The sequence below is a fragment of the Pseudomonas sp. USTB-Z genome (assembly GCF_019691255.1).
Taxonomy (GTDB): domain Bacteria; phylum Pseudomonadota; class Gammaproteobacteria; order Pseudomonadales; family Pseudomonadaceae; genus Aquipseudomonas; species Aquipseudomonas alloputida.
Window position 1 is genome coordinate 134785 of record NZ_JAECZP010000006.1, and the last position, 19237, is coordinate 154021.

Here is a 19237-nt window from a genome sequence, read left to right on the forward strand (position 1 = left end):
TGTTCAGAAATTGTCTTTCCACATACGCATAGCTGCGAAGCATGCTTCGGCTGAGGTGATGGATAGTCTCGTGTGACGCTGGACAGCTTCAACGATCTTCGCCTCCCGCACTCGGAGGAACGGGTTATAAGCCCGTTCAACGCTAATGCGGGTGGGTAAGGTGCACTGCCCGCGATTGCGGATTTCACAGACCTCAGTCAAGCGCTTGGCTATTTGTTGATTGTCTGGATCGACTGCCAAAGCAAAACGTAGGTTGGGCAGGGTGTACTCATGTGCGCAGTACACCTGCGTCTGCCCTGGCAGCGCTGCGAGGCATTCGAGGGATGTCAGCATTTGTCGCGGCGTACCCTCAAACAAGCGGCCACAGCCGGCGCTAAATAGCGTGTCTCCACTAAACAGCACATCCTCATCAACCAAGTGGTAGGCCAGATGCCCTGAAGTATGGCCAGGCACGGCGATGACATTAATGGTTCGTCCTAGTACCTGGATCAAATCACCATCTGTGAGTGGCCGATCCCTAGCAGGGATTGATTCGTTTGCAGGGCCATACACGAGGGGATTGAATTCAGACTTGAGCTTCTCGACACCGGCTACGTGGTCACTGTGATGGTGAGTGATTAGCACATCGGTGAGCATCCAGCCGGGATGCTCTGCCAGCCAAGCTTGAACTGGCTCGGCATCACCTGGATCTACAACTGCACAGGCCTGGTTTGAGTAATCGGCCAGAAGCCAGATGTAGTTGTCGATGAACGCTGGGATTGCGCTAATCTCCAGGCGGTTTTCGGCAGTGTTCGTCATGCCGCATTCGTCCTCAAAGCATCAGCGATGAACTCAGCCTGACGAATCGCCAGGCTCACGATCGTCAGGGTAGGATTTTCGGCTGCGCTGGTAGTGAACTGACTGCCATCTGAAATGAACAGATTGGGGACTTCATGGCTCTGCCCGTACTTGTTGCAGACGCCATCGGTTTCCTTGTGGCTCATGCGACAAGTACCCATATTATGAGTTGAGGGGTAGGGGGGGACGCGGTGAGTCTTCAGTGCGCCGACAGCTTCATAGACGGCGCTACCTTGCTGATACGCGTGCTCTCGCATCGCAATATCATTGGGGTGGTCGTCGTAGTGCACGTTGGCCACAGGAATGCCGAAGCGGTCTTTGACGGTATCGCTCAGGGTGATACGGTTGCTTTCCCGGGGCATGTCTTCACCCACCAGCCACATGCCTGCCAAGTGCGTGTAGTTGTCCATGACGCGGGTAAAGTCACGTCCCCAGGCACCTGGATTGAAGAAGGCAGCCATGAAGGATGGGCCGAGCGAGATGGTTTCCATTTCGTAACCACCGACAAAGCCTCTGTCGGGATTGAAGTGCACCTCGTCTCCGATCAGGCCGGCCATGATGGTGCCCCGGTAGAAATGCACCGGATCCTTGAACTCCGCAAATACTGAGCCGGTGGTGTGGCGCATGTAGTGTTTACCGACCATCCCGGAGCCGTTGCCAATGCCATGAGGGAACAAGGTGCTGGTCGAATTGAGCAGCAGTCGAGGCGTTTCGATAGCATTACCTGCGACTGCCACAAGACGCGCTTTCTGGCGTTGCAGTCGTCCTTGCGCGTCTGCGTAGACCACACCGGTTGCACGTCCCTTGGCATCGTGTTCGATTTTCACCGCGTGAGCCTGTGTGCGAAGTTCAAGCTTGCCAGTGGCTTCAGCTGCTGGAATCTCGGTGTACAGCGTTGACCATTTTGCCCCCATCTTGCAGCCCTGGAAGCAGAAGCCCAGTTGCATGCATTGGGCGCGTCCTGCACGGGCGCGGCTGTTGATCGCCATGTGGCCGGTACTGCATTTCTTGTAGCCAAGCTTGCGAGCACCGTTGTACATCACCTGAAAATTGTTGTTTCCCGGCAGGCCTGGAATGTCGTTGGTGCGCGTCACGCCCATCTTGTCTTCTGCCCTTGCATAGAAGGGTTCCAGTTCTGCCAGCGTCAATGGCCAATCAAGCAGGTTCGCGTCTTTGATATCGCCATAGGTCTGGCGCGCCCGAAACTCGTGCTCTTGGAATCTCAGGCTGGCACCTGCCCAGTGGGTAGTCGTTCCGCCCACGGTTTTGCAGATCCAAGCTGGTAGGTTCGGGAAGTCCTTGGCGATCTGCCACGACCCCGAAGTCGTCCGGGTATCGCCCCAGGACAATTGCTCGAACGAAGGCCATTCGTCGTTGATGAAGGTGGCTGACGATTGTCGCTGGCCGGCTTCCAATAGAACTACAGGGATACCCTTCTGACACAGCTCATTGGCCAGAGTCCCGCCACCCGCACCAGAACCGATGATCACCACTACCGAGTCGTCGTCAAAGTTGAATGTGGTCACGTACGCATCCTCAGGAAAAGGCGGGGGGGCTGGCTTCGGTGGGGGCTGCAGGCAGCCATTTCAGGTCGTTGAAACCGCGCATCAAATAGCCGCCTTTAGGGAAGGAGGCGCCCTCGTAGCCAAAGTGCTGGTAGGCGAGTTCGTTGCTGTAAAGAGCGTTGACCGACACTGATCTGACCAACGTGAAAAAAGGGGTGCTCTGGACAGACTCAAGCGCGGCCAATTGGCGCTCCTCATCCAGATTCAGCCACGCGCCACCTGCTGATGTGTCGAGCTCGTTCAGGCCCTGTTCAAGCAGGGGAAGGATGGAGGGATCAGCGACTGCGCGATCATCCAACGCTTTGATCGCAAACGCGTACACAGCGTCTTCCATCTGATCGTGAGGGTATATCCGGCGCACCATGACCATCAGCCGTGCTGCCAGGTTGTTGTTGAGCATCTTCATTTCGAGCGCCCAGGTTGTACTGGGGGCAAGCAGAGCTATGGGGCCGGAGGTGAAAAGCAGTGTGCCTAAAAGAATTCCGCCGCTGCCTTTGAGAAAGACACGACGGCTGGCTTGTAGATCGGTCATGCGGTTCTCCTTTTTGTTGTTATTAGGAGCCTGACATCACGGGTGCTGCTTTGAGGGCAATTGAGTTTTTCTAGGCTGTGTAAATCGATTACGGTTGAACGTCAGAGGCTTGAGAGTGCGTTATTGGTAGTGGCCGGCGCTCTGCAGGACTTCGATCTTGTAGCCATCGGGGTCTTGAATGAAAAAGAAACGGGCTAGCATTTCTTCACCGCGCTTGAATTCCTTGATGGGGGCAGGGGAAAATCCGCGTTCGCTCAACCGATCGTGATGCTGATCGAGGTCTTCTACCGCGAAGGCCACATGGCCATACCCGCTGCCATGGGTGTAGGCGTCCTGCCCCTTGTTCCAGGTCAGTTCGATTTCGACGCCGCTTTGCAGGTCGCGGAGATAGACCAGGGAGAAGTCGTCGAATTCAAGACGATGGGATTCCTGCAGGTCGAATGCTTGTCCGTAGAAACGCATGGAGGCTTCCAGGTCACCTACACGGATCATGGTGTGGAGGAATTTTGGCATTATCAGGCTTTCCTGTGGTGTTGTTATGCACTCAGGATGGCAGCATGAAAATCTGGCGGGTAATAAGTGGCTATTACGTGCGCCTCGGCAGCGAAATGGGTACGTGTAATAGTGGTGTATTACCCGCGTGCTGCTTGGGTCAGGTACCTTCAAGCTTGGGCCTATACCATCGACGCGACTTAACCAGGTAGATCCAGCGGAGGCGTTATGTGTGAGCTGTATGTGAAGGCAGACCCGATTCTTTATGAGTCGCGCTCGCGCTCCTTGCGTATTCGGGGCGTAGTCACCACCTTGCGTCTGGAAAACCAGTTCTGGGACATCCTGACTGAGATTGCTGCAACGGACGGTGTCAGCACCAACCAGCTCATCGCAAAGCTGTACGAGGAAGTCATGGACTATCGCGGAGAGGTAGTGAATTTTGCATCCTTCCTACGGGTAAGCTGCACCCGATATCTCAGTCAGAGGCAAATGGTAAATAAAGTAATTCCATTCTCAATCGCGGCAGGCTGATTTGACAGGTGGCTACCGGTCGTCGAGCAAGTCAGCGATACGTTGTGGGGCTTGAGATTGCCGACCCGCTGTGACACGGGTCGGAGGTGATCAAAGCAGCGCCTGTCCAGTTTTTGAATGAGCACCAACGTGGTGATTTGTTAGGAATAGCCTTGCCAAAGCTGGAGTCAGGATAAGAGCGCCCAGCATGTTCCAGATGAACATGAAGGCCAGCAGTATGCCCATGTCCGCTTGAAATTTGATGGGCGAGAATGCCCAGGTAGCCACCGCAATTCCCAGCGTGACGCCGGTCAGGATCACGACCTTTCCAGTCGACAACAAGGCATGATAATAGGCGCGCGATAGCGTCTCACCATTGCGCAGGTTTGCGAGCGTGACGCTGAGAATGTATAGCGAGTAGTCGACGCCGATACCAACACCCAAAGCGATCACAGGAAGGGTGGCGACCTTCAGACCAATACCCAAGCCAACCATGAGAGCCTCACATAAAATGGAGGTGAGCATGAGCGGCAATACCGTGCAGATCACCGCACGCCATGAGCGGAAGGTGATGAAGCACAGGATCGTCACCGCCGCATACACCATCATCAACATCTGCACATTTGCCTTCTTCACGACGATGTTGGTTGCGGCCTCAATCCCGGCATTACCTGCTGCGGACATGAACTGAAGGGTTTCGCTGTTGTTCGCTGCTGCGAAAGTCTCAACTGTATTCACCACGCGGGTGAGGGTGTCTGCTTTGTGGTCAGCGAGGAAGACATTGATGGTTAGCAGATCACAGTTCTGATTGAACAGTTCTCTTGGGGCGCGCGTAATGATGGCGTTGAGCAGGCCTTGGTTTCGAGGAATTTCGTACCAGGTGAGGCTACCCTCATTCATTCCTGCAGCAGCCTGCTTGCTCAACGCAGCGAGGGAGGTGGTCGAGACGACACCCGGGAGTTGCTGTAGCCTGGCCTCCAGGGCATCGACTTTGACCAAGGTTTCGTAATTAGCGCAGTAGTACTGCGGTGTCTTGACCATGACAACGTACTTGTCGCTGCTCGCCGCATAGTTACTAACCATGAAGGCGTTGTCCTGATTGTAACGAGACTCAGCACGCAACTCAGGTGCACCTGGATCGAGATCGCCGACCTTGAGGTGCAAGCTGATCGCAAATCCCGCAGCAGCCATTGCACCTGCAATGATTAACGCGCCATTGCTCCAGCGACCTGGAATGGTGAAACGATCCAAAAAGCTCCACAGCGAATGTCGGGCCTCCGTTTGATCGTGCGCCTTTTGTTCAGACTCTGCTTCGCGCCGCGCAGCAGTTTTACTGACACCTGTGTAGGAGAGCAGCACGGGTAGCAGTACAAGGTTTGTCAGAACCAGCACAAGTACGCCAATGGTGGCAGTAACCGCCAGATCTTGGATGACCGGGATGTTGATGATCATCAACACGGCAAAACCCACCGCGTCAGCAAGCAACGCCATTGCACCGGTCAGGAACAGCCTTCGGAAAGTGAGGCGCGCTGCAATGAGTTTGTCTGCGCCACGACCGATGTCCTGCATGATGCCGTTCATCTTCTGTGCGCCATGGGACAGGCCGATAGCAAAGATCAGGAAGGGCACCAAAATCGAGTAGGGGTCAAGGTTGTAACCCATTGATGCTAACAGGCCGAGCAACCACACCACGGCGACCACCGAGCACAGCAGTACCAGCAAGGTGCTGCGCAGGCAACGGGTGTACCAATAGAGCACCAGGGCACAGATTATTAGAGTGCCAGCGAAGAACAGCTGCATCAGTGCCAGGCCGTCCATCAGGTCACCCACTACTTTGGCAAAGCCAGTGATGGCGATACTCGTGTGATTATTGCTGTATTTCTCGCGCAGTTCATCGAGCTGTTTGGAGAGGACGCGATAGTCTAAGGCGCCATCAGGGCCTGCAGTGGCCGCATCCTGCAATGGGAGGATGATGACGCTCGATTGCAGGTTTGGTGCTACCAGTCTGCCGATTTCACCCGAGCGCTCAACGTTTTGTCGTACCTGTTCAATGCTGGCTGGCGACCCATCATAGTCCTCCGGAATCACGGGGCCACCGTCGAATCCCTCTTCAGTGACTCCAATCCACCGCGTGGCCGGTGTCCACAGTGATTTCATGTAGGGGCGATCCACCCCCGTCAACAGGAAAAGATCATCGTTGAGTTGCTTCAGTGTTTCCAGGTAAGCGGCGTTGTAGATGGAGCCGTCGTTACTTTTGACGGCGATTCGTAGCGTATTGCCGCCTTCGCCAAGCTGTCCACGGAACTGGAAATAGTTTTGGATGTACGGATGGTCGATCGGAATCATGCTCTCGAATGCGGCGCTCAACCGCAGGTGTTGCGCTTGCCAGGCAAGGGTGGCGCTGACCAGCAGGCAGAGCAAAACGATGAATCGGCGGTACCGGAAAATCAATCGCTCAGGCAGGCTTCCTGAACGGGCATCGAAAAGGGCGATCGCGTTTCCTGCACCGGGCTGTTGGGCTGTTACTTTACTGTTCACGAGTGGTGCTCCGATTCAGCTCATCTAGGTTCACGCGCGTTACTCCACGAGCACTGCTCAGCACCAGCTTGCCGGTACCTACTTCAATCAAACCTGTGAGGTAGCTAGGTTCTTCAAGCGTGAGTGCGGTGAAGCCGTGCTGCGGCTCTTTGCTCGTCAGCAGTCGGCCAGACTCGTCGACCAGTAACGTGCGGCCATCGCTGAGTAGCGTCCCGGCGGTGATGGTTATCGGGCTTGGGTTAACTACAGGTTGCCAGCTATCCCCCGCGTCATCGGAGAAATAGCTCTTGCCACGCAGGCCAAAAGCAAGCAGGCCGTGCTGGCTCGTTGGGACTAAGCCAAAGAGGGTTCCAGTGGCAGGAGAGGTGAGTTTCTCAAACGTGGTACCTCGATCATTCGAGCGGAGTAGAAGACCCTGTTCGCCAAAAATGAACAGCTTGTCATCAATCTGCTGGATGCCATACAGGTGCATGGCGGCAGGGTTATCCAAGCGTTCTTCGATGGTGTACCAGGTATTCCCTCCATCATTGGTGGAAAACGCCAAGCCGTAGGCGCCCACCACAATACCGCGTGTCGCATCAAGGAAATGTACGCCAAGGAACGGTTTGTCTGGGCCATCTTCGAGCAGGCTGTGCGCGCTAGAGACGCGCTTTTCATTTAGTGCATTTGGCTCTTGCTCAAACCGCTTCTGGGCAGCCTCAAGTACCGTCTGGGCCGCTTGGCGACCATCCAATTGCAGCTTCCAACTCCGACCACCGTCACTGCTATGAAGCACAACGCCGGCATGGCCAACGGCCCAACCTTGATCGGGTGTCGGGAAAACAACACGAGTTAGCGTGACGCTTAACGGTGCGTCGACCTGGTTCCAGGACTGGCCGTCATCTTCAGAGCGAAGGATAAAGCCACGCTCGCCGACAGCTACCAGTGCATTCCCCGCTCGTGATACATCGAGCATCAGCGAGTGTTGGGCCAAACCGCTGTGCGGTGCAGATTGTTGTAGCGGCTCAGTCGGCACGGCCTCATCTGCCACGCTGGCACCCGTCACGCCCAAGCTAAGGGCAAGTGCAAGCCTGCCAATTAGTATTCGTTGCATCGTTGGATACCTCGAAGGAGGGCGGGTATGGCATACCCGCCCTGAAGGCCTGGTTCAGCGTGCGGAGTCAGAGGCAACCGCGTTACCGGTGAAGAAGTTTTCCGCCTTGCGCGGCACAACCGAGTAACGCTCCCCATTGAGCCCTTGCACCACGCTGTACGTGCCCGCTTGCAGGTTGTAAATCACGACCGGTTTCACCACGACGGCGGGGATCGATGGCACCACGAAAGGCAGTGCTTGATTGACGCGCCATAGCTTACCTTGAGCGTCATAGCCATCAGCCAAGGCAATAGTCCAGCTGTCCTCATCGATGTAGAAGCGACGCTTCGGTACAGCATGACGCTTACCGGGCGCGACGGTTGCCTCAACTTCCCATACGCGGTGCAGTTCCCAACGCATTTTCTCTGGATTGAGGACATCCTTGGTGTTGACCTCTTCAGGCTTGAGCGAGTGGAAATTGTTGAGGTTGTAAGGGATGTACATTTCTTTCTTGCCGATCAACTTCCAATCGTAGCGATCTGGATGACCGATGAAGCCATGCACCTCGTCAAAGTAGTTGGCACCGGATGCCACGAAGTCTGGCGTGTCGTAACCTACCGTTGGTGCACGCCGAACGCGGCGCTGGCCGACCAGATATTGCCAGGCGTCCCGTGGGCTTGCGGCGTTGATGCTGTCGTGAGTGACCAGTGATTCACCGGCTTTAAAGGGTGGCTCATTGGTAAGGAAGCGCAGCAGCACATATTGCCCTGACCATTTATCAGCATTCCCATCCTTGTAGTAGTAGGGGTATTGCCAGTTCTCCACCCCTCGACTGGCCATCGTGCGAGAGCCGTCGGCGTTGCCGATGGTGTTGCGGTAGCCCATCTCGATGGACTCGGCCTCGACACGCAGGAGGAAGTTCCAGATCAGCTCGCTGCCGGATTTTGGAATCGGGAACGGGATGCCTCCGTAGCAGCCTTTCACCGAAAGGCCGTTCTCTGTCAGCTGGCACCGCGTGGCGTTGGCCTGGGTGTTGTCATAGACCCACTGTGGGGCTGCGGCAGTGCGGTGCGTCGGGTAGATATCTAGGAAGAAGCTATTCGGATACTTCTTCAGCAAAGCCTGGGTGCCTTCACTGAGCTTGTTGGCGTACTGCCCTGCATTGGCTGCAGTGATTCGCAGCACAGGCTTTTCACCCGGGAACGGATCAGCTGGTACATCACCGAATTTCGCGCCTGATATTTCTTTGGTGAGGCCGCCGCCCCAGGCTGGGATGCTTCCATCGGCATTGCCCGCTCGTTCTGCCCCCAGTGGAGTGAGCGAGCTTTTCAGCGTTTCCGCTTCTTGGGGCGAGACAGCAGCGATTACGTGGCTGACCGCAAGGCTTGCCGCAAGAGCGGTCATCAACAGAACCTGTCTTTTCATTTTATTGTTCTCCGGAAATCAGAAGGTGCGCTGGATCGAGAAAGCAATGAAGTCCCTGTCCTTCAGGGTTTGTTCGAAGGTGTAGTTGTTGTCTGGGCCGATAATGGGGCCGCCATCGCCGAAGAAATTGGTGTAGCTTAGGGATGCATACCATTGCTTCTGGTAGTCGGCTTTAAGGGCGAGCGTGATGTCTCCGCCATGTTCCGGAGAGAACGCTTGCGGGGTGACCGAGGAGCGACCATACGGCGTGTACCCAACGGTGATCGGCATCTGTACATCAACGCCAGGCATCACCTGGAAGTACTGAGGCTCAAAGGTGAAACGCAGTGAGTAGGCGTCGCGAGTGGTATTCGGATCGAGGTTCTGAGCGTTCTTCTTCACCTTGAGGCGACGATTGAAAGCAACCTCACCTACCAGAGAAGCGCCGTCCCATAGCGCCGAGCCTCCATATACGTTGACCATCGACAGTTGAGCATGGAGTGAGTCGCCGACCGGGTAGAGCGGATTGCTGTTGTTATCTGCGGTCATGTCACCGGTGACTACCACTCCGCCATTCGGGGCAAGAGGGGTGTCCACACGCATGGAGATTTCACCCGCGACGTTGGCTTCCCCCACGAGGGTACTGAAGCTTGCGCCATACACCTTGATGTCTTCGGGGTAGACATTCACGAAGGTGCCGTCACCGCCCAGGAATGTGGGACGGAAATACCAGACAGGCGTTTTGTCGTGATAGCGCGCCGCATAAAGGCCGAACTCCCAATCGTCGAGGGCAAAGCGGATCTGCGCACCGAACTGGCCAGAGTCCTTGGCATCGATGTCATGACCGTGTAGCAGGGGCCCTCCTGCAAAGAACACACGTTCGGCACCTTCACCTACAAAATCGCCTGCGCTGAAGTAGCTCCCAGAACCAGGAAGACGCGTTTTGTTCCATTCGAACTGATAGTAAGCACCCACGCTAACGGTGTCGGTGAGCTGCCAGTTGAAGGAGAACTGCTCGGTGGGAAGGAGAATTTCCTTGAACTGCGAGCCTGGCACCGATTGCAACTTCACGAGGTCAACAGTGCTCTGTGCGTTGGCGATACCGTTGGCGCCGAAGAAGAGGCTTTCACCATAAATCTGGTTGAACTGCCCCAAGCGTGCCGATAGGCGTGTCGAGCCGATTTCCCGTGCACCATACACAAAGGCATCGAGAATCTCGGCGTCTCGCCCATGCAGGTCGCGGGTCTTGTCTGTGAATTCGTTGTAGTCAACGCTCACCGGGTTGGCGGTTCCTGGCGAGTTGTTATCGTTCTTCTCGTTGTAGACCGTGTCATACCAGGCTGCACCGCTTAGGCGGGCTCCGATATCGCCGTACTTGATGTCCAGCTCGGAGAGTAAGTCGAAACGGTTGGATATCAGCCCGGTGCTGAAGTTGCGGTCACCGTCATCCTTGTTCGGGTTCGGTGAGGACGCCATTACGTTGTCGGCGCGCTCGTTCAGGCGCCAAGCATTGCTGTACTTGATGGTGTTGTCCCAGCTGGTTTTGAGGCCCTCGACTCCGGTGTCGAACTGGAAAGCCATGACCTCTGCCGAACACAATGCCAAGGCGATGCTGAGTGTGCTGGCCTTGGCGCCTTGGCGTGCAAGAAGCGTTGTAGTAGGACGGCGTTGCTTGGTGTTCATGGATACCTCTTCTGCATTCTTGTTGTTATTACAGGGGGCTCCATCCGTAGAGACGGATGCTGTGCTTGGCAGCGCTATTGGCTCTCCTTAGATCTGGTGCTGGGGAGGCGCTGAACAGCCAACTGCCTCACTGCCGGCTGCTGCAATCTGTTCATCGAACTGGGCCTTCACGCCGCTGGCAGCTATCCCACCAAGGCATTGATCGCCCTGCAAAAGCGGTAGTCCGCCAATCATTGGGATGACTCCGGCCAGTGAGGCAGTACCGTACAAACCACTGCTCAACATCTCGGCGAAGAAACGGGTAGGGCGCTGGGTAATCGCAGCACTGCGGGCCTTATCAATGGCGATTTGAGCTGATGAAACACTCGCGCCGGCCATCCTGCGGAAGGCCAACAAGTGTCCGCCGTCATCGACAATCGCAACAGATACCTTCCATTCATGTCGGGCCGCTTCTGCAATCGCCGCATTCAGCAACGTGCTGATTTCGTCGGGATCGAGGGTTTTTCGGCTATGCATATTTAGCCTCTGTGTTTGTGCATTATTTTTGTTATTTTGCTTTATGTGACGCTTTGTGCACAAAAATAGGTTGCCGACCACGAGGAGTCAAGGAAAAAACGACAGCTCCTCTTCAATGGCAAGTCCCTCGAACGGCATAGGAAGAAAAACAAGATGAAATCTGTGTCTCTTTCACCTCGTCGCTTCTCGATAGGAGCCCTGCTGGCACTGGGCTTTGGCCTGTTGTGTGGCTTGAGCGTGCTGCTGGCAGGCTTTGCATTTTCAAGCCTGCGGGATGTCTTCAAAGGGGAGGATCAGCTGGAGAGCATTGCTGGAGTGCATGCAGGGATTCTGGACATTCGAATCCTGGAGAAGAGCTATCGGTTAGAGGCCACAGGAGGTGCCGTCGACAAGGTGCATCGCTTGATCAGCGAGATTCCTCAGCAGGCGGCGACGTTGGAGCAGCTTGAGCAGCCCCTTCTAGCGGCGAGCAAACAATATCTGACGCAGTTCGAGCGCTTGGTCGCGGCGCGTGGTCGGTTGGAACAAGCGCAGAAAGCCATGGGGGTTGAGGCCGGTGAGGTGCGCATAGCGTTTGAAACCGTCGAGCAAGATTTGACTGAGGCTTTGATGCAGGAAAGTAGCGAGATGTTGGCAGCCTTGGTGCTCGCGGAGAATGCCACGGCGCTCATGCGTAAGCTGCTATCTCTGCGCATCGCTGAATGGTCTTACAGCGAGTCTTTGACAGCGGCGGACTATGAGCAATGGATACTGTTACTCAGTGATCTTCGATCTGCTGCCCAGGCCCTAGCTGGTGGAGCTGCTACACAGCAGCGAACCGCATTGGATTTAGCGCTTGGCTCCTTGGAACGATATCGTGTTGCTTTTGAGGCGTATCACACCAGTTACCTCGCCCACCTCGAGTCCGAACTGGAGATGGATCGAATTGCTGAGCAGATGCTGGCTGTGTCTGACGAAGTGCGACGCCAGGTTTCCGACCGTCAGCAGGCACTTAAGCAAAATGCCTACACCAAGCTCATTCAGATGGCTGCGTTAGTGTTGGTGCTCGGCATTGCAACAGCCTGGGGTATACGCAGGCGAATCATCCTCTCCCTACGCGCTACTGCTGAGCAGGTTGAGCATTTTGCCGCCGGTAGATTGGATGCTTCCATCCATGATGATTGCGGTGATGAGCTTGCCGTCGTTCTACACGCCATGCGGCAGATGGGCGAAAGCCTCAATGGTGTCGTCAGTCGGATTGAGGAGGGCGCTAGTGGACTTGGAAGGGTTTGCGCTGAACTGGATCAGATGACACGTGAAGTTGCTAGTAGTGCCGAGCAGCAGGTGCAAGACACAAATCGTGCATTCAATGCGATGGAAGTGATGGGCGTTAGCCTGACCCGTGTCGTCGGCCTGACGGGGGATGCGTCATCTGCTGCGGAGTTGGCCAGCAAAGGCAGCGAGGTTGGCGGGGAGGAGGTTGAGGCAGCAGTTGGTCAGATCGACCAGCTAGACAAACTCGTTCACGCAACTGGGCAGGAAATGCGATCGCTGGACGCTCGTGCTGTGAGTATTGGGCGAGTGCTCGAGGTAGTGCAGTCGCTAGCGGAGCAGACCAATTTACTTGCCTTGAACGCTGCAATCGAGGCCGCCAGGGCGGGAGAGATGGGGCGTGGTTTCTCTGTCGTAGCGGAGGAGGTGCGATGCCTGGCTGCACGAACCCAAAGTGCAGCCGCGGAAATCGCCGGAATGATCAAGACGTTGCAATTTGACAGCAAGAGCTTGCTCAGTCGGGTGGAGCGAGTTGGCGAAGAGTCTGCCCGTGTTCGAGATTTTTCGTTCAGAGCGGGGTTGGCGCTGCGAGGTGTGACGACTGAGGTCTCGACCATCCATCAGATGAACCGCAATATTGCAGGAGCTACGCAGGCTCAGAGTGAAATGGTAAGTGAGGTGGGGCTGTGTATGCTGGAGGTACGGGCATCGGCACTGGCGAGTCAAAACCGCACGCATCGCTTACGCGTTGCCTCCCGGGAATTGGAAGACCTGGCCGGGCAATTGCGCGAAGGTCTGTCATTCTTCACCCTGAAATAGGTGGGAGAAATTGCACAAATCATACTTTGTGCATAAAATATGAAAGCATGCAACATCCATGGAAACCGTGAAATGCAAAATCAACAAGGCGGATCCCTTATTGAGGTCGCCCTGCAGCAGATGAAAAAGTCGATCATCTGCTGTGAGTTGGCTCCTGGTGAAAAGCTCAAGGTAGCAGAGCTGTCCCTGAGCTATGGACTGAGCAGTTCCCCAATTCGAGAGGCGCTGAATCGTCTGGCTCAGGAAGGCATCGTCGAGGCAAGCGAGAACAAAGGATTTCGCGTTGCGCGTTTGTCTGTTGACGATTTTCAGCAAATTACCCAGTTGCGTCGTTTACTGGAGTGTGAGGCGCTTGCCGAGGCTATTCGCCATGGTGATGATGCTTGGGAAGCTGATGTTCTTGGAGCTTTCCATCGGCTTAAGGTCGTAGAAAAGCGCCTTGGAAGGGTTTCAGTGGCCCTTGATGATGATTGGTCTGAGCGTCACAAGGCATTTCACTTTGCTCTTTTTTCGGCTTGTCCTTCGGATATGATGCTGCGGTTGATCGACTCGTTGTTCGACCAGGCCGAACGTTACCGTCGTTTCTCAGCCTTGCATCGAAGTGTGGAGCGCCACAAGGGCGATGAGCATCAGCAACTGATTGATGCTGTTCTGTCTCGCGATATCAGCGCTTCTGTTGAGCTACTCGGTAATCACATTGGTGGAACACTCAAGTATGTCACCGACGTGCTGCGTCAGCAGCATTCGACGCTCCAGTAGCACTAAGGGCTCCCTACGTTGCAATGGTGGGGAGCCTCAGATTTAGTCCTACCTGTTCAGGCCTGCGAGGTGGTCTGCGCGCCGACCACCTGATCCCCATTCAACTATGCAGTTTGCCGAAACAGTCCTGGATGAGGTGTACGGCTTCCTCGAGCGTTGAAGCACCACCGTATACGTAGTGATCGGGACGTACTAAAACAACGTTGCATCCGTTTCGCTGCAGCCAGGCCGCAAGCACGCCATCATGCTCTCGATATTGATAGTGTGCCGTCGGGGCAGTGCTCAACTGCACGATGCTCGTAGGTAGTTGTACCCCGCGTAGCGCATCATCAAACGCCGCAAGCAATGCCTCTGTTGCCTTGAATCCTTCGGCAATCACCAACCGTATGCTTTGCCCGGTAAAGCGATCCAGCAGGTCTTCCTGTTGATCGAAGGTTGTTACTCTCGGTTGAGGGAAAAGCCCCCCAGCGGGTTTCTGCGAGCCGATAAAACCATTCTCAAGCCCTGGTATCAGAGACTGGCGTATAGTACCCCCTGGGGATTTTTGAACCGCAGCAAGCAATCGGGCATCTCGTTCAGAAGCTCTAGCCGGATCGCGCTCGCAGATCGTCTGTCCAAATTCCTTGGCGACTTCGGTTGTACGTTTTACGTGTGGAGCGCGTTCGCTCTGGTACGTGTCCAGCAGTTTGGTCGATGCGATTCCGCGCTTTACGAATGCCAATTTCCAGATCAGGTTCATGGCATCGCGCAAACCTTGGCACATACCCTGTGCAAGGAAGGGGGGAGTCATGTGGGCAGCGTCGCCGAGGAAAAAGATGTTACCGACTCTCCAGCGCTCAAGGATGAGTGCATGGAACCGGTAGGTGGAAGCTCGCCAGATCTGATAATCCTCTGCAGGTAGCCAGCGTGAAATCAGGCGCTGGATGGACTCCGGGCTTATGATCTCGGCAGGTGACTCATCTTCGTTGATCATGAACTCCCAGCGCCGATGCCGTCCTGGGCCTACCACGAAGGTGCTGGGGCGTTCAGTCTCGCAGTATTGAACGTTGGTTTCAGGAAGGGAGTTACCTGCGCCTTCATTCAGGATTACGTCCACAACCAGCCAAGGTTCGTCGAAGGCCAGATCCTCCATGTTCAGCTGGAGATTCATGCGTATAGGACTGGTGCCCCCATCGCAGGCCAGGAGGTAACTGGCAGTTACACGACTTACTGCCCCTGCAGAGTCGCGGTAGCTAACAGTGACACCTGCGTCTGTAGATTCGACATTGAATACCTCCCGGCCAAGAAGGACATCAACGTGGCTCTGTGAGTGGAGATTTCTACGCAGCGCGCGTTCCAGCGGCGGTTGTGAAAACACGTAGTTGGGCGCCCATCCTAGTAAGAACGGAGGCTGGGGGGCGTTGATGTGCTTGATCAGTTTTGCGTCGGCGTTCAGGTAATGGGAGGGGCGGTAAGGCATCACATGCGCAGCTATCGACTCAGCAAGACCAATGTTGTCGAAGGTGCGCATGGCTTCGTGATCCAGCCCCATGGCGCGTGGGTTTTGATACACGGTGTCACTTTTGTCGAGAACCAGTGTCCGTAGTCCCCATTGACCAGCAAGGTTAGCAGCAGTGACGCCTACCGGGCCTAACCCGACAATAATCAGGTCATATTCCATAGATGTTCTCCATCTTTCTTGTTGTGTGACCAAGCTGTGGCTTCAGACCTGTGTATTTCCTTACGTGTGAAATATCACCCTGTCTGCCAATACAGAAGGTTCAGGTTCTCCAGCTACTGTCTGAATCCCGCATCAGAGACCATCAACGTGGTTTTTCTGAATGTGCATCTAACCAAAAGGGCGTGCGACCGCTTCGGGTCGCACGATCGTGGTTCACCAACTCACGCGTTGCTGAGCGATACGTTGGCGGGTTGACTCCATCCATTCCTCACGGGTCTGGAAACCTGGACGTCTTCTGCACATGGCCTCAGTCGTGGCAAGAATTTGCTCGGTACTTTGCTCCAGATCCAGCGGCTCGCGGCAGGGCTGATTGGTGTAGAAGGGAGCGTCCACATACATCTCGATGGGGTTACCTTCCGGATCTTTGAAATACATCGACCAGGCGTTGCCGTGGTCGACTTGGTCGATCGGGCCCAGATCATTCTCTTTTGCAAAAACGTAGAACGCCTTGAGGTCATCCAGCGTATCCAGAAGGAAGGACAGCTGGTTGATCGGGTTGAACGGCAGGTTGGTTGGCTTGCCATCGAAGAGCACCAACTGATGATGCACCTCTGGATTCTGGGTCATGAAAAACAAGCGGTGGCCGGTGGAGGCCACACCTTTGTCACTGACGACGAATCCCAGTTTGCTGCAATAGAACTCAACCATATTGTCCAGATCGCTGCAGAACGTACCAGTGTGGGTGAAGTTGATGCGGGGCAGGGTGGCCATGGGCGTTATTCCTGATGTTGTGCTTGTTTGAGGATGGATTGCTCAGGCTTCGTCGATCACTGGATTACGCAGGGTGCCGATCTGGCTGATCGTCACTTCAAAGATATCCCCTGGCTTCAGGAAAATCGGCGGGTTTCGCTTGAAACCAATGCCGCTCGGTGTCCCTGTAGCCAAAATGTCGCCCGGGTTCCAGTCCAGGGCCTGGGAGACGTAGGAAATGAGATGTGGAATGTCAAAAGCCAGCTCGGACAGGTTGCCTTCTTGCATCTGCTCCCCGTTGAGAATGCCGCGAATCTGCAAGTCGCGGTAATCTGCAATTTCATCTGCGGTTACCAGCCATGGGCCGAGTGCGCCGGTTAAGCGGAAAGTCTTACCCATGCCGTATTGGTGGGTGTGGAACTGCCAATCACGCACGCTCGCGTCGTTGAAGCAGGTGTACCCCGCGACATGCTCCATCGCGTTTTCCGGTGCGATGTGAGATCCCCCCTTGCCAATGACCACTGCCAGTTCTGCTTCAAAGTCGAACTCCTCCGACACCTTTGGACGCACAAGAGGTGCGTCATGTGCCTGCAGGGTCTCGGCAAAGCGTTGGAATATCACGGGGTGCTGCCCGACCTTACGTCCTGCTTCTTCTGCATGAGCAACGTAGTTGATGCCGACGCAGATGATCTTGCCTGGAGCAGGGATGACTGGACTCAATTTCAGATCTGCAAGCACAAGCTCACCTTCTGAAGCTGCGGCCAGCTTTTTGGCCTGCGCAAGCTTGTCAGGCGAAGCGATCAGGCTGGCCAAATCCGGGACATCGGCTAGGTAGCTGCTCAGGTCTACGACTCGATCACCGACGACAGCGCCGTACCCGGGCCGGTTGTTTAGGTGGAAGGAAACGAGCTTCATGGTGTGACCTCTCTGTTGTTTTGTGCATAAAACATAATTTCTTGCACAATAAAGCGCAAGGTGCATAATGCAAACACGCCAACAAAAATATTTCCGGCGTCCAGTAGGAGAGCGAGCAATGGCATTGGTGAAAGTCCGCAAGATCAAGCTGGATATCGAAGATGTCCTCCATGAGCGAGGCCCAGTGGCGGTTGAGCCTTTGAGAGTCGCAGTGGCCACTGCGGTCATCGAAAACCCTTACGCTGGGCGCTACGAGGAGGATCTGTTGCCTTTCATGGCAGAACTGCGTGTGTTGGGTACAGAGCTTTCGAAACGTCTGGTCGAGGCATTGGGCGGCGCAGACAAGGTTCAAGCGTACGGCAAAGCCGCCATCGTGGGAGAGGATGGTGAGCTCGAGCACGGTGCGGTCTGGCATGAGGCAGGAGGCTGGGCCATGCGGGCATTGCTGGGTGAGCCCAAGGCCATCGTTCCTGCTGCAAAAACCATCGGAGGGCCGGGTTGCAGGCTCATGATGCCTCTAGGTCACATTCATGCTGCTTATGTGCGTAGCCATTTCGGTGTTGCTGAGGTCACCCTCTGGGATGGCCCGCGTCGCAATGAAATCGCGTTCAGCTTGGCAATGGCCACGGGAGGGCGCATTCATGCCCGCTTGGGCGGATTGGCGGCTGCTGATGTAAGAGGCGAAGACGGACTTCGCTGATCGCAAGTATTCTTCGTCCGCATACCGGTGCGGGCTAGCTGCAAAAACAATAACAAGAGCTGGAGTACAAGATGACGACAAAAATGATGCGCGCCGCACGTATGTATGAGGGCGGCAAACCGATGCAGATCGAGCAAGTTCCGGTTCCCACCATCCGTCCGACTGAGGTACTGGTGCGAGTCAGGGCCTGCGGCATCGTGCCAAACCTGCATAACATCCTGACCAACTGGAAAACGTGGTTTCCTCATCTGCCCCTGCCACAGTTGCCGGCTATTTTCGGTCTGGATCCGACAGGTATCGTTGAGACGGTGGGTGAGCAGGTCTACGATTTCAAACCTGGTGATCGTGTCTATGTGAACCCAGCTCGCTACTGTGGATCGTGCCGTGCCTGTCGTGCGGGCAACACCACGGGGTGCACCGCGTATACCTTCAACGGTTACTTTGGTTTCACTGCACGTAGTCCGAGGATGTTCGAGGACTACCCCTACGGCGGGTTGTGTGAGTTCATGCCCGCACCGCAATACAGCCTGGTCAAAATTCCCGACAACATGGCATTCGAAACAGCGGCTCGACTTGGATATCTGGGGACAGCCTATCGGGCCTTGCTCAAAGCCAATGCGGGGCCGAGCAGTACCATTCTTATCAATGGAATCAGCGGCACGCTTGGCCTTGGCGCAGTAGCGTTGGCGCTAGCCATGGGGGTGCGGCGTATTTTGGGTACGGCGCGTAACGAGTCTCTATTCCAGCGCGTGAAAGACCTCGCTGCCCCAGGGCGGATCCAGATTCATACGCTGGGTAAAGGCAGTACTGCGAAGTGGGTAAATGAGGTGACTCACGGGGAAGGATTGGATGTGGTGATCGATGCCCTTGGCCCTGGTGCTCCTGCAGAGAGCCTCATTGACGCACTCAACGGTCTTCACCGCGGTGGCCACCTAGTCAACATCGGTGCGGTAGCAGGCCCTGTGCCGTTGGACTTGCACTGGATCATGGACAACGACATTCAGGTCAGCGGGTCTGCCTGGTTCACCACGGGACAGGGCCAGGCCATGGCGGATATGGTGGAGTCTGGTGCACTTGACTTGTCCTTCTTCGAGCACAGCGTGTTCGCACTTGACCAGGTGAATGATGCCATCAGCGGAATCGAAAACCGCAACGGTGGGTTTGGCAACTACGTCATCTGTCCTTGAACCATCCTGCTGGATGGTGTGTGGCATAGCACCATCCAGACTTTTCT

17 protein-coding genes are annotated in these 19237 nt (G+C 55.4%); 5 read left to right on the forward strand and 12 right to left on the reverse strand.

Annotated features, from left to right (window positions below; all coding sequences use genetic code 11):
- Window positions 1–3 precede the first annotated feature (3 nt).
- From gloB to I8746_RS09480, 4 genes are all read right to left on the reverse strand, one after another.
- Window positions 4–798 carry a hydroxyacylglutathione hydrolase gene (gene gloB, locus I8746_RS09465; RefSeq protein WP_221100533.1) on the reverse strand — a complete coding sequence of 265 codons (795 nt, stop codon included), beginning with the start codon at window positions 796–798 and terminating at the stop codon, window positions 4–6.
- Window positions 795–2363: a GMC family oxidoreductase gene (locus I8746_RS09470; protein ID WP_221100534.1), complete on the reverse strand. Its 1569-nt coding sequence runs from the start codon at window positions 2361–2363 to the stop codon at window positions 795–797. The genes gloB and I8746_RS09470 overlap by 4 nt, the downstream gene beginning before the upstream one ends.
- Window positions 2364–2373: 10 nt before the next feature.
- The gene (locus I8746_RS09475) at window positions 2374–2934 is read right to left on the reverse strand and encodes a tat (twin-arginine translocation) pathway signal sequence (RefSeq protein WP_221100535.1); all 561 of its coding nucleotides are present in this window, start codon (window positions 2932–2934) and stop codon (window positions 2374–2376) included.
- Window positions 2935–3054: 120 nt separating this feature from the next.
- Window positions 3055–3447, reverse strand: coding sequence for a VOC family protein (locus I8746_RS09480; RefSeq protein ID WP_221100536.1), 393 nt, complete (start codon window positions 3445–3447; stop codon window positions 3055–3057).
- A 207-nt stretch (window positions 3448–3654) separates the two neighbouring features.
- Between I8746_RS09480 and I8746_RS09485 the strand changes: the two genes are divergently transcribed.
- Complete coding sequence (locus I8746_RS09485; protein WP_221100537.1) at window positions 3655–3957, forward strand: ribbon-helix-helix domain-containing protein; 303 nt, start codon at window positions 3655–3657, stop codon at window positions 3955–3957.
- Window positions 3958–4047: 90 nt separating this feature from the next.
- On the opposite strand, the gene I8746_RS09490 is transcribed toward I8746_RS09485, so the two are convergent.
- From I8746_RS09490 to I8746_RS09510, 5 genes are all read right to left on the reverse strand, one after another.
- A complete protein-coding gene (locus I8746_RS09490; RefSeq protein WP_221100538.1) occupies window positions 4048–6474 on the reverse strand; it encodes an MMPL family transporter in 2427 nt (808 codons plus the stop codon).
- Window positions 6464–7567, reverse strand: coding sequence for a YCF48-related protein (locus I8746_RS09495; protein ID WP_259674107.1), 1104 nt, complete (start codon window positions 7565–7567; stop codon window positions 6464–6466). Before I8746_RS09495 ends, I8746_RS09490 begins: the two co-directional genes overlap by 11 nt.
- 54 nt (window positions 7568–7621) lie before the next feature.
- The gene (locus I8746_RS09500) at window positions 7622–8971 is read right to left on the reverse strand and encodes a DUF1329 domain-containing protein (protein ID WP_221100539.1); all 1350 of its coding nucleotides are present in this window, start codon (window positions 8969–8971) and stop codon (window positions 7622–7624) included.
- Window positions 8972–8989: 18 nt separating this feature from the next.
- Complete coding sequence (locus I8746_RS09505; protein ID WP_221100540.1) at window positions 8990–10633, reverse strand: DUF1302 domain-containing protein; 1644 nt, start codon at window positions 10631–10633, stop codon at window positions 8990–8992.
- A gap of 87 nt (window positions 10634–10720) precedes the next feature.
- Window positions 10721–11149 carry a heme-binding protein gene (locus I8746_RS09510; RefSeq protein ID WP_221100541.1) on the reverse strand — a complete coding sequence of 143 codons (429 nt, stop codon included), beginning with the start codon at window positions 11147–11149 and terminating at the stop codon, window positions 10721–10723.
- A gap of 1362 nt (window positions 11150–12511) precedes the next feature.
- Here I8746_RS09510 and I8746_RS27525 point away from each other — a divergent pair.
- Window positions 12512–13219 (forward strand): methyl-accepting chemotaxis protein, encoded by a 708-nt coding sequence (locus tag I8746_RS27525; RefSeq protein ID WP_409078006.1) that lies wholly within the window; start codon window positions 12512–12514, stop codon window positions 13217–13219.
- A gap of 72 nt (window positions 13220–13291) precedes the next feature.
- Complete coding sequence (locus I8746_RS09520) at window positions 13292–13978, forward strand: GntR family transcriptional regulator (RefSeq protein ID WP_221100542.1); 687 nt, start codon at window positions 13292–13294, stop codon at window positions 13976–13978.
- A 100-nt stretch (window positions 13979–14078) separates the two neighbouring features.
- Here the strand turns inward: I8746_RS09520 and I8746_RS09525 are convergent, their stop codons facing one another.
- From I8746_RS09525 to I8746_RS09535, 3 genes are all read right to left on the reverse strand, one after another.
- A complete protein-coding gene (locus tag I8746_RS09525; protein WP_221100543.1) occupies window positions 14079–15638 on the reverse strand; it encodes a bifunctional 3-(3-hydroxy-phenyl)propionate/3-hydroxycinnamic acid hydroxylase in 1560 nt (519 codons plus the stop codon).
- Window positions 15639–15851: 213 nt separating this feature from the next.
- Window positions 15852–16409 (reverse strand): VOC family protein, encoded by a 558-nt coding sequence (locus tag I8746_RS09530; RefSeq protein WP_121161470.1) that lies wholly within the window; start codon window positions 16407–16409, stop codon window positions 15852–15854.
- Between the two features lie 42 nt (window positions 16410–16451).
- Window positions 16452–17303: a fumarylacetoacetate hydrolase family protein gene (locus I8746_RS09535; RefSeq protein ID WP_221100544.1), complete on the reverse strand. Its 852-nt coding sequence runs from the start codon at window positions 17301–17303 to the stop codon at window positions 16452–16454.
- Window positions 17304–17421: 118 nt separating this feature from the next.
- On the opposite strand from I8746_RS09535, the gene I8746_RS09540 reads away from it, so the two are divergent.
- Together I8746_RS09540 and I8746_RS09545 are read left to right on the forward strand one after the other, a co-directional pair.
- On the forward strand, window positions 17422–18003 hold the full coding sequence (locus I8746_RS09540; RefSeq protein WP_221100545.1) for an amino acid synthesis family protein: 582 nt from the start codon (window positions 17422–17424) through the stop codon (window positions 18001–18003).
- 71 nt (window positions 18004–18074) lie between these two features.
- Window positions 18075–19190, forward strand: a complete 1116-nt coding sequence (locus tag I8746_RS09545; RefSeq protein WP_221100546.1) for an alcohol dehydrogenase catalytic domain-containing protein — start codon at window positions 18075–18077, stop codon at window positions 19188–19190.
- Window positions 19191–19237: the final 47 nt, after the last annotated feature.

Coding starts and splice junctions, on each gene's coding strand:
- I8746_RS09530 (WP_121161470.1), bottom strand. CDS start 16,409: ATGGCCACCCTGCCCCGCATCAACTTCACCCACACTGGTACGTTCTGC.
- I8746_RS09485 (WP_221100537.1), top strand. CDS start 3,655: ATGTGTGAGCTGTATGTGAAGGCAGACCCGATTCTTTATGAGTCGCGC.
- I8746_RS27525 (WP_409078006.1), top strand. CDS start 12,512: ATGGGCGTTAGCCTGACCCGTGTCGTCGGCCTGACGGGGGATGCGTCA.
- I8746_RS09500 (WP_221100539.1), bottom strand. CDS start 8,971: ATGAAAAGACAGGTTCTGTTGATGACCGCTCTTGCGGCAAGCCTTGCG.
- I8746_RS09475 (WP_221100535.1), bottom strand. CDS start 2,934: ATGACCGATCTACAAGCCAGCCGTCGTGTCTTTCTCAAAGGCAGCGGC.
- I8746_RS09505 (WP_221100540.1), bottom strand. CDS start 10,633: ATGAACACCAAGCAACGCCGTCCTACTACAACGCTTCTTGCACGCCAA.
- I8746_RS09495 (WP_259674107.1), bottom strand. CDS start 7,567: ATGCAACGAATACTAATTGGCAGGCTTGCACTTGCCCTTAGCTTGGGC.
- I8746_RS09480 (WP_221100536.1), bottom strand. CDS start 3,447: ATGCCAAAATTCCTCCACACCATGATCCGTGTAGGTGACCTGGAAGCC.
- I8746_RS09510 (WP_221100541.1), bottom strand. CDS start 11,149: ATGCATAGCCGAAAAACCCTCGATCCCGACGAAATCAGCACGTTGCTG.
- I8746_RS09525 (WP_221100543.1), bottom strand. CDS start 15,638: ATGGAATATGACCTGATTATTGTCGGGTTAGGCCCGGTAGGCGTCACT.
- I8746_RS09540 (WP_221100545.1), top strand. CDS start 17,422: ATGGCATTGGTGAAAGTCCGCAAGATCAAGCTGGATATCGAAGATGTC.
- I8746_RS09545 (WP_221100546.1), top strand. CDS start 18,075: ATGACGACAAAAATGATGCGCGCCGCACGTATGTATGAGGGCGGCAAA.
- gloB (WP_221100533.1), bottom strand. CDS start 798: ATGACGAACACTGCCGAAAACCGCCTGGAGATTAGCGCAATCCCAGCG.
- I8746_RS09535 (WP_221100544.1), bottom strand. CDS start 17,303: ATGAAGCTCGTTTCCTTCCACCTAAACAACCGGCCCGGGTACGGCGCT.
- I8746_RS09520 (WP_221100542.1), top strand. CDS start 13,292: ATGCAAAATCAACAAGGCGGATCCCTTATTGAGGTCGCCCTGCAGCAG.